General features: G+C 62.9%; 11 protein-coding genes. 10 read left to right on the forward strand and 1 reads right to left on the reverse strand.

The window, feature by feature from the left end; translation table 11 throughout:
• Positions 1 to 6: 6 nt before the first annotated feature.
• From HER32_RS09860 to HER32_RS09905, 10 genes are all read left to right on the forward strand, one after another.
• Positions 7 to 1,455, forward strand: coding sequence for a RagB/SusD family nutrient uptake outer membrane protein (locus tag HER32_RS09860; RefSeq protein WP_168681753.1), 1,449 nt, complete (start codon positions 7 to 9; stop codon positions 1,453 to 1,455).
• A 229-nt stretch (positions 1,456 to 1,684) separates the two neighbouring features.
• Positions 1,685 to 3,100 (forward strand): glycoside hydrolase family 30 protein, encoded by a 1,416-nt coding sequence (locus tag HER32_RS09865; RefSeq protein ID WP_149071155.1) that lies wholly within the window; start codon positions 1,685 to 1,687, stop codon positions 3,098 to 3,100.
• A 52-nt stretch (positions 3,101 to 3,152) separates the two neighbouring features.
• On the forward strand, positions 3,153 to 4,253 hold the full coding sequence (locus tag HER32_RS09870) for a T9SS type A sorting domain-containing protein (RefSeq protein WP_168681754.1): 1,101 nt from the start codon (positions 3,153 to 3,155) through the stop codon (positions 4,251 to 4,253).
• A gap of 68 nt (positions 4,254 to 4,321) precedes the next feature.
• On the forward strand, positions 4,322 to 5,779 hold the full coding sequence (locus HER32_RS09875; protein WP_232066221.1) for a glycoside hydrolase family 30 protein: 1,458 nt from the start codon (positions 4,322 to 4,324) through the stop codon (positions 5,777 to 5,779).
• A gap of 83 nt (positions 5,780 to 5,862) precedes the next feature.
• The gene (locus HER32_RS09880) at positions 5,863 to 7,413 is read left to right on the forward strand and encodes a carboxylesterase/lipase family protein (RefSeq protein WP_168681755.1); all 1,551 of its coding nucleotides are present in this window, start codon (positions 5,863 to 5,865) and stop codon (positions 7,411 to 7,413) included.
• Between the two features lie 114 nt (positions 7,414 to 7,527).
• A complete protein-coding gene (locus tag HER32_RS09885) occupies positions 7,528 to 9,660 on the forward strand; it encodes an RICIN domain-containing protein (protein ID WP_168681756.1) in 2,133 nt (710 codons plus the stop codon).
• A 101-nt stretch (positions 9,661 to 9,761) separates the two neighbouring features.
• Positions 9,762 to 11,237 carry a glycoside hydrolase family 30 protein gene (locus tag HER32_RS09890; protein ID WP_168681757.1) on the forward strand — a complete coding sequence of 492 codons (1,476 nt, stop codon included), beginning with the start codon at positions 9,762 to 9,764 and terminating at the stop codon, positions 11,235 to 11,237.
• Between the two features lie 33 nt (positions 11,238 to 11,270).
• Positions 11,271 to 12,533: a sugar MFS transporter gene (locus HER32_RS09895; RefSeq protein ID WP_168681758.1), complete on the forward strand. Its 1,263-nt coding sequence runs from the start codon at positions 11,271 to 11,273 to the stop codon at positions 12,531 to 12,533.
• 173 nt (positions 12,534 to 12,706) lie between these two features.
• Positions 12,707 to 14,338 carry an ArnT family glycosyltransferase gene (locus HER32_RS09900; protein ID WP_168681759.1) on the forward strand — a complete coding sequence of 544 codons (1,632 nt, stop codon included), beginning with the start codon at positions 12,707 to 12,709 and terminating at the stop codon, positions 14,336 to 14,338.
• An 83-nt stretch (positions 14,339 to 14,421) separates the two neighbouring features.
• Positions 14,422 to 15,594 (forward strand): hypothetical protein, encoded by a 1,173-nt coding sequence (locus HER32_RS09905; protein WP_168681760.1) that lies wholly within the window; start codon positions 14,422 to 14,424, stop codon positions 15,592 to 15,594.
• Here the strand turns inward: HER32_RS09905 and coaE are convergent.
• Positions 15,584 to 16,189 carry a dephospho-CoA kinase gene (gene coaE, locus HER32_RS09910; protein ID WP_168681761.1) on the reverse strand — a complete coding sequence of 202 codons (606 nt, stop codon included), beginning with the start codon at positions 16,187 to 16,189 and terminating at the stop codon, positions 15,584 to 15,586. The two genes, HER32_RS09905 and coaE, sit on opposite strands and share 11 nt — an antisense overlap.
• Between the last annotated feature and the right edge of the window lie 10 nt (positions 16,190 to 16,199).

Raw genomic sequence — 16,199 nt, forward strand, 5'->3', positions numbered from 1 at the left:
CCTTTCATGAAAAAGATACTGCTTCCCATCTGTGCGGCGCTGGTTTTGCTCGGCAGCTGCAACGTGCTCGACAAAGAGCCCCTGCCCAGCGTAGCGCCCACCACGTTCTTCCAAACCGCCGACGACGCGGAATCGGCGCTGACGGCTGCCTACGACGGCCTGCAGAGCACGGGCCTCTACAGCCAGGACCTGATTGTGTTCGGCGAGATGCCCTCCGACAACTGCACCAGCACCAACGGCGACGTAACGCCCCTGGAAAACTTCACCTGGTCGCCGAACACCAGCCAGGTGTACAACATCTACCGCGACTCCTACCTGGGCATCAACCGCGCCAACGCCGTGATTAAGTATGTGCCCGGGGTATCGATGCCGGCCGAGCGGCAGGCCCAGATCCTGGGCGAGGCCTACTTCCTGCGGGCGTTGCACTACTTCAACCTGGTGCGGGTGTATGGCGGGGTGCCGCTGCGCCTGGAGCCCACCGAAACCGGCGACCCGGCCGTTATTGCCCTTCCCCGGGCTTCGGCCGAGCAAGTGTACGCGCAGATTGTAGCCGACCTCACGCAGGCTGCCAGCCTGACGACTACGGCCAACAACCCGCGCCGCGTTACCAGGGGTGCGGTTAATGCCCTGCTGGCCCAGGTGCACCTGACCCAGCGCCAGTGGAGCCAGGCGGCTACCGCGGCGAATGCCGCCATCAGCAGCGGCTACACGCTCGTGACGCCCTTCAAGAACCTGTTCCCGGCCGACAACAAGCCCGAGTCTATTCTGGAAGTGCAGAACTCCGGCACGGCCGATGGCAACAACATCCTGCCCGACCTGCTGCTGCCCGCCCCACCCGCCACGTACTCCTTCCCCAAGTTCAACATTCCCACCGCGGAGCTGATTACCCTGGCCACGTCGAATGCCAATGACAAGCGCTGGGCCACCATTGGGCCGGTTACGGGTGGCACCGACCACGCCAGCTACATTGAAGGCAGCGGCAGCGGCAACGACGCCGGCCCCTTCGTGTACAAGTGGCCCGGCAACCCCGGCGGTTTCAACTCCCCCGACAACACTTACATCCTGCGCCTGGGCGAAACCCTGCTCACCTACGCCGAAGCGGCCAACGAGCAGAACGGCCCCTCGGAAGATGTGCTCGGCAAGCTCAACCAGGTGCGCACCCGCGCCGGTCTGAGCTCCCTCACCATGGCCTCGCCGGAAGCCGCCAGCAAGCAGGCCCTGCGCAACGAAATAGACCTGCAGCGCCGCCTGGAGCTGGCCTTCGAAGGCTACCGCTGGTTTGACCTGGTGCGCTACGCCCGCCACAACCAGGCCGAAGCCGGCGCCCACGCTACTACGGCCCTCACCGTGATGCAGGCCAAGCTGGGCAAGAGCGACCCGAACCTGCTGCTGCTGCCCCTGCCCCAGGCGGAAATCAACAACAACCGGCAGGCGCAACAAAACCCGGGGTACTAAGCCCCACTTTCTGCGCCGGCGGTGCTGCAACACCGCCGGCCTGATTTTCCGCACCAGCCAGGCTGCTCTCAGCCTGCTTGCGGGGAGCCAGGGCCGGTTAGCTAGGTAAGGGGAGCATAACCGGCCCTCGTGCTGCCCGATTTTAATTGCCGCTCTTGGTTAGGCCCGCCCCGGGCGGGGCCGTATCTACGAGCTGCTCATTTGCTTTTCCCCTTCGCAATCTGTGTTTATGCTGCGTTTCCTCACCTTTTCCTGCACTCTTCTCTTCAGCCTCGGGCTGGGTGCCGGCTGTCAGCGCCCCGCTGCCAGCGGCAACGGGGCGGCCGCCGATTTCTGGCTGACCAACCCCGACAAAACGGCCTTGTTTCAGCGGCAGGCAGCACCTTTGACTTTCACAACGGACGCACCGGCTGCTTCCGTGATTGAGGTAGACGACAAGCAGGCTTTTCAGCCCATTGATGGGTTTGGCTACTGCCTCACGGGCGGCAGCGCCGAGTTGCTGCACGCCATGTCGCCCAAGGCGCGGCAGGCTCTGCTTCAGGAGCTCTTCGGCACCGACGGCACCAACATCGGCGTCAGCTACCTACGCCTGAGCATCGGGGCGTCTGACCTCGATGCCCGGGTGTTCAGCTACGACGACCTGCCCGCCGGCCAGACCGACCCGACGTTGAGCAAGTTCAGCCTGGAACCTGACCGCCCGCACCTGATTCCGGTGCTCAAGGAAATTCTGCGCATCAACCCCAGCATCAAGCTGATGGGCTCTCCCTGGTCGCCGCCCCCGTGGATGAAAACCAACGAAAGCTCCAAGGGCGGCTCCCTGAAGCCGGAGTTCTACCCGGCCTACGCCCAGTACTTCGTGAAGTACATCCAGGGCATGCAGGCCGAGGGCATCCGCATCGACGCCATTACCATTCAGAACGAGCCCCTGCACCCCGGCAACAACCCCAGCCTGCTGATGCTGGCCGAGCAACAGGCCGAGTTCATCAAGAAACACCTGGGCCCGGCCTTCAAGGCCGCGAAGCTGGACACGAAAGTTATTGTGTACGACCACAATGCCGACCGTCCCGATTACCCGATCAGCATCCTGAACGACCCCGAAGCCCGGCAGTACGTGGATGGCTCGGCCTTTCACCTCTACGGCGGCCCCATTGAGGCCCTCAGCCAGGTGCACGACGCCCACCCCGACAAAAACCTCTACTTCACGGAGCAGTGGGTGGGCTCGAAAAGCAAGTTTGAGGAAAACGTGCCCTGGCACGTGCGCACCCTCATCATTGGGGCTACCCGCAACTGGGCCCGCACCGTGCTGGAATGGAACCTGGCCGCCGACCCTCAGCAAAACCCGCACACGCCCGGGGGCTGCACCGAATGCCGCGGCGCCCTCACCCTGGACGGGGATAAGGTGACCCGCGAGGATGCCTACTACATCATTGCCCACGCCAGCAAGTTTGCCCGCCCCGGCTCGGTGCGCATTGCCACTACCGTGCCCGACAAGCTCCCCAACGTGGCCTTCCGCGCCCCCAATGGTCAGAAGGTGCTGGTAGTGCAAAACGATAACTCCGCCGCGCAGACTTTCTCGGTGCGCCACAACGGCCGCGTGTTTTCCTCCACACTGGGGGCCGGCGCGGTCGGCACCTACGTCTGGTAGTCAACCTCCTCACTTTTTGCCTTTTCCACCTTTCACCTCTTAGCTAATTCCCATGAAAAAACTCTTTACTCTTTCTGCTGTTGCCGCCCTTATGGCCGCTTCGTTGGGTGCCCAGGCTCAGTTTACCGTGAATGGCACACTCGATGCCACTGAAGTAGGCACCGGGGAAGGCAAGTACCAGCTGGTGGGCACCTACACCGGGGCCCACTCCATTGCCGACCGGGGCCTAAAAGCCCTGTACGTGGGCACCACGGCTACCACCCTGAACATCATGGTGGTGGCGTCTTCCGAAATTGACGGCTACAACTCCCTGGTGTTTTACCTGGATGCGCCTAACAAGACGGGCATTGCGGCCAACACCCAACTGCCGGGCAGCACCAACTCCGGCAATGATGGCCGGGAGTCGCTGCGGCAGCGCCCTACCCTGGATATGCCCGTGGATTTCGCGTTCCGCTGCACGACCTCGCCCTTCGGCAAACCCAATGAGAATGCCATTTACCTGAGCCGGGTAAACTACACCGAAACGCCCTACAACGAAGTGGGCATGGGCGCCGGCAAGAAAGATGGCTCCCTCACCACCGATGCCAACGACCCGGCCGGCGCGAAAACGGCTTTCCAGACCAGCGCCACGGGCAGCGTAGCCGCCAATACCACCACGGGCTGGGAATTCGAAATTCCACTGTCGGCCATCGGCGGGGCGCCCGCGGGCAGCAACCTCCACCTGATGGTGGCTTACATTGACGACTTCAAAAGCTTCAACTCCGACGTGCTACCGACGATTCAGGGCCAGACCACGGCCCTGGGCATCAACCCCGACTTCACCGCCATTCCCGGCAAGCAGTTCTACACCTACCAGGTAGGCTCGGGCGTGCTGGCCAGCCGCTCGGCCAGTGCCGCCCTGAAGGCCGCCGTGTACCCCAACCCACTGGCCACCAGCAGCCGCCTCACGTACAGCGTGCCCAGCCAGGCTCCGGTGAACGTGGCGGTGTATAATACGCTGGGCCAGAAGGTGCTGAACCTGCTATCGGACACGCAGCCGGCCGGTGCCCGCACGTTGTCTCTTGCGCCGCTCCGGCAGCTGCGCAGCGGCTCCTACGTTGTTACGGTACAGGTGGGCAATCAGCTCAGCTCCCAGCGGGTGCTGGTAGACTAACTCGTTACCGGTCAGGCCACCCGCCCAGCGCGTGGCCTGACCGATTTTTTTCCTTACCCCTTACGCTCATGCAAAAGATTCTGGCAGGTATTATGGGCAGCGCGCTCCTGGGGGCGCTAACGCTGACTGGCTGCGGCGGCGACAACAAACCCGACCCCAAGCCCACCCCACCGCCCCCGCCCCCGGCAGAAACCGGCCCCTCGCAGGTGGCTTTGTGGCTGACGACGTCCAGCCAGTCTACCTTGTTTCAGAAAAGCGCCCTGGTGCTCAACTTCAAGGAAACCACGGGCGCGGGTCCCATTATTTCGGTGGATACCACCACCACCTACCAAAGCATCGACGGGTTTGGCTACACCCTGACCGGGGGCAGTGCCATGCTCATCAACCAGCTGCCGGCCAGCAACCGCACGGCCCTGCTGAAGGAACTGTTTGCCACCGACGGCAACAACATCGGGACCAGCTACCTGCGCATCAGCATTGGCGCCTCCGACCTCAGTGACCGGGTGTTCACCTACGACGATGTGCCGGCCGGCCAGACCGACCCGACCCTGGAGAAGTTCAGCCTGGAACCCGAGAAGAAGGACTTGCTGCCCGTGCTCAAGGAAATCCTGGCCATCTACCCCGACCTCAAGATTCTCGGCTCGCCCTGGACGGCGCCGCCCTGGATGAAAGATAACGGCAGCTACAAAGGCGGCTCCCTAAAACCGGAGTACTACAGCGTATATGCCAACTACTTCGTGAAGTACCTGCAGGCTATGCAGGCCGAGGGCATCCGCCTGGATGCCATTACCATTCAGAACGAGCCCCTGCACGACGGCAACAACCCCAGCATGTATATGTCGGCCACGCAGCAGGGCACATTCATCAAAAACCACCTGGGCCCCGCCCTGAAAGCCGCGGGGCTGACCACCAAGATCATCCTCTACGACCACAACACGGACCGCATCGACTACCCGCTGGCTATCCTCAACGACCCCGAAGCCCGGCAGTACGTGGATGGCTCGGCCTTTCACCTGTACGCCGGCACTATTGAAGCCCTGTCTACGGTGCACAATGCCTTCCCCGACAAGCACGTGTACTTCACGGAGCAGTGGGTGGGTGGCCCCGGCAACTTTGCCGCCGACTTTAGCTGGCACGTGGGCACGCTCATCATTGGCGCCACGCGGAACTGGAGCCGGAACGTGCTGGAGTGGAATCTGGCGTCGGACCAGAACTACGGTCCGCGCACCGACGGGGGCTGCACTACCTGCCTGGGTGCCCTCACCATCAACGGCACTACCGTGACGCGCAACCCGGCTTACTATACCATTGCGCACGCCAGCAAGTTTGCCCGCCCCGGCTCGGTGCGCATCGATACGAACGTGCCCAACGGCTTGTCGAACGTGGCCTTCAAAAATCCCAGCGGGCAAAAGGTACTCATCGTGCAGAACAGCACCAGCAGCTCGCAGTCCTTCAACATCGCCTACCGGGGCAAGATGGTCAGCACCACGCTCCCGGGCGGGGCCGTGGGCACCTACGTCTGGTAAGACCACCCTTCTGCAACCCAGAACCCGCCGCCGATTTTTCCGGGCAGCTGCTGCCTTATCTTCTGCCCTTTTTTCGCGCCTCCATGCTGCGTCTCTCCCGGTTAGCCTTCCTTATGCTGTTGCTCGGCAGCAGCGCCATTGCGCGCGGCTGGGCGCAGAACATGGGCGGCCCGGTGGAAGTAAAAACGCGGCAAGGCCGGCTGCAGGGCAGCCGGGAAGCCAATCTGTGCGTGTTTCGCGGTATTCCGTACGCCCAGCCGCCCGTGGGGCCTTTGCGCTTTCGGCCCCCGCAGCCGCTACCCCGGCAGCACGGCCCGCGCCCCGCCTCGCAATTCGGCCATCGGGCCGTGCAGGCGGGTGGCCCCACGGGGGTGCAGGGCAGTGAGGATTGTTTGTACCTGAACGTGTGGGCACCCGCCTGGCCCACCCGCTCCCGCCCGGCTGGGGTACGCCCCGTGGTGGTGTGGGTACACGGCGGCGCTTTTACGGGCGGCTCGGGCCAGGACAATGACACCTGGACCTTCGCGGCCCAGGACAGCGTGGTGGCCGTGAGCCTAAACTACCGCCTGGGCAGCCTGGGCTTTCTGCACCTTGGCGAGGCCCTGGGTCCCGCTTACCGGCAGGCGGGCAACGTCGGCCTGCTCGATGCCGTGGCCGCCCTGCGCTGGGTGCACGACAACATCCGCGCTTTCGGCGGCGACCCTACGCGCGTGACGCTGATGGGCGAGTCGGCGGGGGCCAAGCTGGTGGGGGCTCTGCTCGTGACGCCGGCAGCCGAGGGCCTGTTTCAGCAGGTGATTCTGGAAAGCGGGGCCGTGCAGGCCATCCGCGACACGGCTACGGCGGCGGCGGTTACCCGTCAGCTGCTGGGCGAGCTGCACCTTGCCCAGCCCCAGGCCCTGCTCACGCTCCCCGCCGATACGCTCATTCGGGCGCAGGCGCGGTTTGCGAGTGGGGCGGGCGGCCTGCAGGTGTTTGGCCCCGTGCAGGATGGCCTGGCGCTGCCTCAACCGCCTTTCGCTTATTTGCGCCGCCTGAAGCGGCGCCCGCCGGCCGTACTGCTCGGCACCAATCTGGAAGAAGCCGGTTTGTTTACCGGCCCAGGCTCAGTGCTGGCTCAGCCCAATGAAAAGGCGCTGCAGCAGGTATTTGGCCGCAACGCGGCGGCGGTGTGGGCCGCTTATCGGCGCCTCAGCCAGACCCAGCCTGCCCAGCAGGCCTGGAACACCACGCTCACCGACTACCTCTACCGGCTGGCAACCTACCGCCTGGCCGATACCCTGGCCGCGCAAAACCGGCCCGTCTGGCTTTACCGCTTCGACTGGCACAATGCCACCCAGCGCCCCCTGCATGCCCAGGAGCTGGCGTTTGTGTGGAATGCCCCACTGGGCAGCTCCGGCGCGGCTCCAACCTTACCAGCCAGCCTGCCCGGCAAAGCTGCCGACGCGGCGCTGGCCGCCCGTATGCACGCCTATTGGGCCCGCTTTATCAAAACAGGCCGCCCGGGTCCCGACTGGCCCGCTTACTCAGCGCCGGGCCGCATGGTCATGGTGTTTGACTCGGCCAGTGGGCCCCGGCCCGCGCCCGATGCTTACCGGGACCCCGGCTTTCCAACCCAGGCCTACCGCCGCTAATACCCTACTCACCTCATCATGCCCAGCTAATTCCTCTGTCCTACCCGCTTGCGCCCACCTGTTCTTCGCTCTGCTCCCCGTTTTTTTCCACCATACCCCAAAAACCCACAGAACATGAACACCATTACCTCTTTCAGCCTCCGGCGTATGGCCCGCCGGATGCGGCAAGCGCTGCTACTCGTAGCGGGCCTCGGCATGGCGCAGCACGCCGACGCCCAAAGCTTTCTACGCGCCGACGGCCAGCGCATCGTGAATGCCAGCAACCAGGAAGTTATTCTCAACGGCATGAATCTGGGCAACTGGGCCGTGCAGGAAGGCTACATGATGAAAGTGGGCTGGCCTGGGGCCACAATAAACGGCGCCACGAAGCAGACGCAGGGCGCGGTAAAAAAGAGCCTCTACAACGCCGGCATGACTGATGCGGCCGTGGAGACATTCTACCAGAACTACCGCGCCAACTTTATCACCAAGCCCGACATCGACTACATTGCCTCCAAGGGCTTTAACTGCGTGCGCCTGCCCCTGCACTACGAGCTGTTCCTGACGCCTGCCCAACGGGCGGTGCGCAGCAGCGTGATGCGCGGTACCGTGAGCTACGACTCGTACGTGAGCCAGCTCACAGGCTGGTACAACAACAACCAGCTCTTTACTGACCCGGTCAACATGGCGGCGCTGGCCATGATTGACAACACCCTGGCCTGGGCCCAGGCCAACAACATGTACGTGGTGCTGGACATGCACGCCGTGCCCGGCTCCCAGGGCACCGACGCCAACATTGCCGACCAGATTGTAGCCAACGACCTGTGGAACCGCCAGATCAACCAGGATGTGCTCAACCGCCTGTGGTCGTTTGTATCGAACCGCTACAAGAACGACGCCCGCGTGGCCATGTACGACCTCATCAATGAGCCGAACAATGCGCCTAGCAACCCGCAGATCAAGACCGTGACGGAGCGCCTGATTAACACCATCCGGAACCAAGGCGACAATCACCTGATTCTGGTGGAAGGCAACGGCTGGGGCAACGACTTTAACTACCTGGAGCCCTTCAACTTCTCCAATCGCTCCAACCTGGTGTACAACTCGCACCGCTACAGCGGCACGGGTTATCTGATGGATAACGGCGTGAACTCCACGGGCGGCGGCCCCAACGACCTGCGCTTCATTGGCAACCTGCGCAACTTCCGCACCACCCACAACGTGCCGATCTGGGTGGGCGAAACCGGCGAAAACACCGACACCTGGATGCGCGACGCGGCCAAGAACCTCAACTCGGTGGGCATTGGCTGGTGCCACTGGACCTACAAGCGTTTTGAGGACCGCAGCAACCCGGCTTTCATGCACATCAACCCGCCCTACGTGGTGGACGGGCCCGCCGGCCTGAACCAGGTACTGACCAATATTCGGTTTGCCAACTGCGTGCCCAATACCACCGTGGCGGCCGTGTCGCCCAACCAGAACGGCATTGTGAACTACCCCGGCGGCGGCAACTACAATGGAACGAGCACTGTGCCCAGCGGCCCAACTATTGGACGCATTTACCAAATCAGCTGCAAGAATGGCGGCAAAACCATGGAAGTTTCGGCCAACTCTACCGTCAACGGTGGCCGCGTGCAGCAGTGGGGCTGGGCCCAAGCGGCCAGCCAGAAGTGGAAGCTGGTGGATGCCGGCGGCGGCTACGTACGTATCGTGAACCTGAACAGCAACAAGTCCTTGGATATTGCCGGCCCTTCCACCGCCGATGGTGCCAAAGCGCATCAGTGGGACTGGCTCAGCCAGGACAGCCAGTACTGGAAGATTGAAAGCAATGGCGACGGCACCTACCGCATCGTAAACAAGTTCAGCGGCAAGGTGCTGGACGTGGAAAATGGCTCCACTGCTGACGGCGCTGCTATTCACCAGTGGACCTGGGGTGGCTACAACAGCCAGCGCTGGTGGTTTTCCGACCAGGGTGCCGCCCGCACGGCCCTGTCCACAGTAAGCCCCGAAATGGAAGCCCGCCTGCAGCTCTACCCCACCACCGTGCAGTCGGAAATGACGTTTGACTACACTGCCGACCGGGCCCAACAGCTGCAGGTGCAGCTGGTAGATGTACTGGGCCGCTCGGTGCTACGTTCTGAGAAGAGCGTACAAGCCGGGGCCAACCATCTTTCCTGCAGCGTAGCAGCTCTGCCAGCCGGCGTGTACACGCTGCGCGTACTTACTCCCGAGGGCCAGTTGCAACGCCGCTTGCTGGTGCGCCGCTAGCCGCGGCCAGCGGGAGCCTGCTTCGTTTTTCACCTCCTGCCGGCCCGGGCACGTTGTCCGGGCCGGCAGGATAAGCGGAATCACCCGCATTTTTTCATTTTATGCGTACACCCTTTCTTCCTATGCTGATGCTGGCGACCCTGCCCTTTACGGGCGCCCTGGCGCAGAAATCAACCAAGCCGGCGACCAAAGCCCCGGCCTACTCGGCCGTCGGCAAAAAAGTACAGGTCTTTACCACGGCGGCCAACACAACCCACCGGTTGGCCGCTACCGGGGAGCTGCGCTTTCAGGAGCTCCGGCAGCCGCTGGAAACCCAGCCCACCGTATTTGTAGACCCCACGCATACCTTCCAGACCCTGGTAGGCATTGGCGGCGCCCTCACTGATGCGGCGGCCGAAACCTTTGCCAAACTGCCCAAGGCCGCCCAGCAGGAGTTCATGCAGGCGTACTACAGCCCCACCGCCGGCATTGGCTACACGCTGGCCCGCACCCACATCAACAGTTGCGACTTCAGCAGCGGCATGTATACGTATGTGGCCGACAACGACCAGGAGCTGAAGACCTTCAGCGTGAAGCACGACGAGCAGTACCGCATTCCCTTCATCAAGCAGGCCATAGCGGCAGCCGGTGGCAAGCTTCCGCTGTACGTGAGCCCCTGGACCCCACCCGCCTGGATGAAGGACAACAACGACCTGCAGCACGGCGGCAAGCTGCGCCCGGAGTTTCGCCAGGCCTGGGCCAACTACTACGTGAAGTTTATTAAGGAGTACGAGCGGCAGGGTATGCCTATTTGGGGCCTGAGCGTGCAGAATGAGGCCATGGCCAACCAGCGCTGGGAATCCTGCCTGTACACGGCTGAGGAAGAGCGCGACTTCATCAAGGAATACCTGGGCCCCACGCTCAAGAAAGGTGGCCTGGGCGACCGGAAACTCATTGCCTGGGACCACAACCGCGACCAAGTGTACCAGCGCGCCAGCACCATCCTCGACGACCCCGAAGCCGCCAAGTACGTGTGGGGCATCGGCTACCACTGGTACGAAAACTGGACCGGCAGCGACATGCTCTTCAGCAACGTGAAGCGCGTGCACGACACCTACCCCGACAAGCAGCTCATTTTCACGGAAGGCTGCATCGAAAAGTTCAGCCTCGACCGGGTAAGCGACTGGAAGCTGGGCGAAGTATACGGCCGCTCCATGATTGAGGACTTCAACGCCGGCACTGCCGCCTGGACCGACTGGAACATTCTGCTGGATGAAACCGGCGGCCCCAACCATGCCCAGAACTTCTGCTTTGCCCCCATCATTGGGGATACCCGGAGCGGCAAGCTGCTCTACACCAACATTTACTACTACATCGGGCACTTCTCGAAGTTTATCCGTCCGGGTGCCAAGCGCATCATCAGCTCCTCTACCCGGGACGTACTGCAAACCACCGCCTTCCGCAATACCGACGGTTCCGTGGCCGTGGTGGTGATGAATACCTCTGATAAGCCCATGGACTTTCTGCTGTGGCTGAAGGGCCAGGCAGCTTCCACTACGAGCCTGCCCCACTCCATAAGCACGTTTGTTGTAAACTAGCAGCCGATTTCTCCTCTATTCCTGAACCGTACTATGGCCCTGGCTGCTCCTTCCTCTCTTCCAACCGCTACTACCACCGACCCGGCGGGCGCTTCGCCGCGCTACACCTCGGCCCTGGCTTCGCTGACGGTGCTGTTCTTCATGATGGGCTTCATCACCTGCCTGAACGACATCCTGATTCCCTACCTGAAGGCCATCTTCCAGCTTTCCTACACCCAGGCCAACCTGATCAACCTCTGCTTTTTCGGGGCCTACTTCGTCATGGGTATTCCCGCCGGCAAGGTGGTGCAGCGCCTGGGCTACAAAGGCGGCATGCTGCTGGGCTTTCTCATTGCCGCCCTGGGCTGCTTCCTGTTCTACCCCGCCGCCGACAGCCGCTCCTACGCCCTGTTTCTGGGCGCTTTGTTCGTGCTGGCCACCGGCGTGGTGCTGCTGCAGGTAGCCGGCAACCCCTACGTGGCCATCCTGGGCCGGCCCGAGTCGGCCCCGGCCCGGCTCACGCTCACGCAGGCCTTCAACTCGCTGGGCACGACCGTAGCTCCGCTGCTGGGCTCGGCCCTGATTCTCTCCCACCTGCCCGACCTGGACACGGCCCACTCGGCCGCCGCCATCGACGTGCGGGCCGTGCAAACGCCTTACCTGGCCATTGGGGGTGTACTACTGCTGATTAGCGTGCTGCTGGCCTTTCTAAAGCTGCCGCGCATCACCCACGCGCCCACCCAGGAGGCGCCCAACCAGCGGGCCTGGCACTACCGGCACCTGGTGCTGGGCATGGTGGGCATCTTCGTGTACGTGGGCGGGGAAGTGGCCATCGGCTCGCACATCGTCTCCTACCTGCATTTGCCCGACGTGGCGGGCCTCGCCCCTAAGGTGGCCGGCGACAAGGTGACCTACTACTGGGGCGGGGCCATGGTGGGCCGCTTCCTGGGCGCCTACCTGCTCAACAAGGTAAACCCCGGGCGGCTGCTGGCCTTCAATGCCTTGGGGGCCATGGCCCTGGTGCTGCTCTCGCTGAGCACGAGTGGGCCCGTGGCCATGTGGAGCCTGCTGGCCGTGGGGCTGATGAACTCGATCATGTTTGCCACCATCTTCACGCTGGCCGTGGCCGGGCTGGGGCGCCACACGGAGGAAGCCTCGGGCCTGCTGAACGTGGCCATCGTGGGCGGGGCCCTGGTGCCCATGCTCTTCGGGGCCGTGGCCGACGCCAGTTCCCTGCGCCTGGCCCTGCTGCTGCCCGTGCTCTGCTACGCCTACATTCTCTGGTACGGCCTGAAAGGCCACGTCAGAACGGCTTAAGGCAGAAAATCACCCAGCTAAACAACAAAGGCAAGCCCGCGGGCTTGCCTTTGTTATTTTACCGCTTACCCGGTTCTCACCTCCAAGCAGTTATCCTTTGGGGTGAAGGCACTGGCCTAGGAGCCGTCTATTGTCCGCGGGCTGAAGTAATTTGCCCCTTCAACCCCACTGCCGTGCGCATCTCTTTTCTTCTGCTTATTCCCCAAGTATTGCGACGGCAGCGCAGCCAGCGGTGGGTGGTGGGTCTGTTTTTCGGCCTTTTGCTTTGCTTGGGGCTGGGCTTGCACCGCGACTACGGCATGTCCTGGGATGAGGTGAACAACCACCAGAACGGGCTGGTCAGCTTAAACTACGTGGCGCAACAGCTTGCCCCCGATCTGGCCCGGCGCGTGGCGGCTCACCACTCCCCCATCCCCGACATTCGCGACTTCCCGGACAGTGACCACGGGCCGCTTTTTGAGATGGCCGCCTCCGTGCTGGGCTATGCTCTCACCGATGGTGATTCTCGGTCCGTGTACTTCCTGCGGCATTTGCTGGTGTTCATCACCTTTATGCTGGGGGCCTGGGGGCTGTATTACATCGGCAAGCAGCGGTTCCGCGACTGGCGCTGGGGGTTGCTCGGCAGTTTGCTGTTGGTGGCTTCGCCCCGCTTTTTTGCTGAGGCTTTCTACAACGGCAAGGACGTGGTATTTATGTCCCTGTTCACGCTGGCCGTGGCCGGACTACTCTGGCTGCGGCGGCGCCCCAGTCTGTTCCGGGCCTTTGTACACGGCCTGCTCACGGCCATGGCCACCGACATTCGGGTGCAGGGACTGCTGATCATTTTACCTACGTTGTTTGTGCTGCTCGGCGCCCAAACCGGCCAGGCCGCTGCCGGGCGCCACCGGCTGGGGTTGTGCGCGGTGTATGTAGTAGCCGCGCTGGGCGGCACCTACGCTGGCTGGCCCTACCTCTGGGCCACGCCTTTGGCGGAGCTGCTGCAGGCTTTCCACCGCCTGCACAGCTACCCCTGGGCATTTTCCGTGCTGTACCTGGGCCAGCTGATTCCCGCCACCCAGCTGCCCTGGCACTACGTGCTGGTATGGCTGGGCATCACTACACCAGTAGCCTATTCTGCCCTAGCTATGGCCGGCACTGCTGCTTCTCTTGCGCAGGCTTTGCGCCTACGGGGCCGCTGGCTGCGCACGGCTGCCGGCCAGCTCGACTGCTGGCTACTGGTGTGGCTGCTGGGGCCTTTAGCCGTGGTTATCGGCACGCACGCGGTGCTCTACGATGGGTGGCGGCACCTCTACTTCATCTACCCGGCTTTCCTGCTGCTGGCCGTAAAGGGCCTGCGGGAACTTACGCACTTGGCCAGAGCCACCCGGCCCGGCCGCTGGGTGGCAGTCGTAGTGCTGCTGGCGGCTACTCTGGAGTTTCCGGTTACCGTTGTACGGATGGTGCGCCTGCACCCATTTCAGCAGGTGTACTTCAGCTTTTTGCCCGGCACCTGGGCCGAGCAGCTGTTTGAGCGGGACTACTGGGGGTTGGCCTACCGCCAGGGCCTGGAGTGGCTGCTACAGCGCGACGCTAGCCCCAAGCTCACCATTCAGGTGCCGTGGCACTACCCGCTGTACAATAACTCCCTGATTCTTCGCCCCGAGGAGCGGGCCCGGCTGCAGTATGAGCCCAGTGCCCGCGCCCGGTACTTTATCACAGGCTACCGCTGGCACCCACAGTCCTACCTGGATAGCGTGGGCCATGAGGTACACCAGGTCCGAGCCGGCGGCGTGAAAATTTTGTCGATTTTTGAGCGGCCCAACTAGCCTGACTTGCGGCTTTGGGCCTGGCTTTTGAGTTGACTCCCAGCCACCCTCTCCTACTACCGTTTACCCTTGCGCGCCTTCTAATGGCCTTAATCGAAGTAGTTACCGCTGAGCAAAAGCGTCTTTTCCGCGACTTCCCCGAACAGATTTACCGCGACCATCCGGCTTGGATCCGGCCGCTAGACGAGGACGTGGAAGCCACCTTCGACCCGGCCCGCAACCACAACTTCGAGCAAGGCGAGGCCATTCGCTGGGTGCTCACCAACGCGGCCGGCCAGCCTATTGGCCGGGTAGCCGCATTCATCAACCCCGCCACCGCCCACACCGACCCTACGCTACCCACCGGCGGCATGGGCTTTTTTGAGTGCATCAACGACCAAGCAGCGGCCGACACGCTTTTCACCGCCGCTCAGGCCTGGCTTGCGGCGCGCGGCATGCAGGCCATGGATGGCCCCATCAACTTTGGGGAGCGGGACCGGTTCTGGGGCCTACTGATAGCGGGCTTCACCGAGCCCAACTACGGCATGTTCTATCACCCGGCCTACTACCAACAGCTGTTTGAGAACTACGGCTTTCAGCTCTACTTCAAGCAGTACACCTGCTACCGGCCGGTTGCGGAGCCGCTCCACGCCAGCTTCCACAAGGCGGCCGAGCGCTACGCCCAGGAAAAGCCGGAGTTTCGCTTCGCCCACGCCAACCTGCGCGACCCGGAAAAGATGAGCCAGGACTTTCACCACGTCTACAACCTGGCCTGGGCCAATCATTCGGGCGTGGTGGCCATGTCGCTCGACAAAGCCCGGGCCCTGGTACGCCAGATGAAGCCCATTGTAGATGAGCGGATTGTCTGGTTTGCTTACCACCACGACGAGCCCGTGGCGTTCTTCGTTAGCCTGCCCGAGCTGAATCAGATTTTCAAGCACGTGGGTCCTCGCCTCGACCTGTGGGGCAAGCTGAAGTTCGTGTGGGAGCGGTGGCGCTACCAGCGGCGGCAACCCAAAAAAATGTTCGGGGTGATTTTCGGGGTGGTTCCGGCCTGGCAGGGGCAAGGCGTGGAGTCGGCTATGCTGGTGCACGCTCAGCAGTCCTTTATCGACGCAGGCTATACCGACATTGAAATGAACTGGATTGGAGACTTCAACCCCCGGATGCTGGCCGTGACGCGCTCCATCGGGGCGCGTATCTACAAAACGCACGCTACCTACCGCAAGCTCTTCGACGAAAGCCGCCCGTTTGAGCGGTGCCCCATTATTCGGTAGCTGCTGCCCGGGCCCGGAGCTGGGCATCCAGGGCGAGTACCTGTGGGATGAGCAGGTGCTCGTCGTCGTTGTGCAGCACGAAGTCGGCCCGGGTGAGCTTTTCCTCTTCGCTGAGCTGCTTGCCCATGATGCTCACAATGTCGTCGGCGGTGCGGTGCGGGTCGCGACGCAGGACGCGGGCGTGCCGGATAGCCGCCGGGGCAAAAACCGTGATGATCTGGTCGAGCTGCCGGTAGGCCCCGGACTCGTACAACAGCGCCGCTTCCTTAAGGATGTAGGGCTTCTGCGCCTGCTCGGCGGCCCAGGCAGCAAAGTCGCGCCCCACGTGCGGGTGTACCAGGGCATTGAGCTGGGAAAGCCGGGCAGGATCCGAGAAAGCCAGACGCGCCAGATATGGCCGGTCAAGCTGCCCATCGGCCCCGAATACGGCTGGCCCGAATGCGGTTATTAATTCCTGGCGCAGGGCCGTATCGTGGGCCATTACCCACTTGGCGCGGGCATCGGAGTCGTACACCGGCACGCCAAGAACCTGGAAAAGCCGGCAAACCACGCTTTTGCCTGACCCAATGCCGCCCGTAATACCAATGCGCAACATAGCTGAAGGA

The organism is Hymenobacter sp. BT18 (genome assembly GCF_012273015.1).
Taxonomy (GTDB): Bacteria; Bacteroidota; Bacteroidia; order Cytophagales; family Hymenobacteraceae; genus Hymenobacter; species Hymenobacter lutimineralis.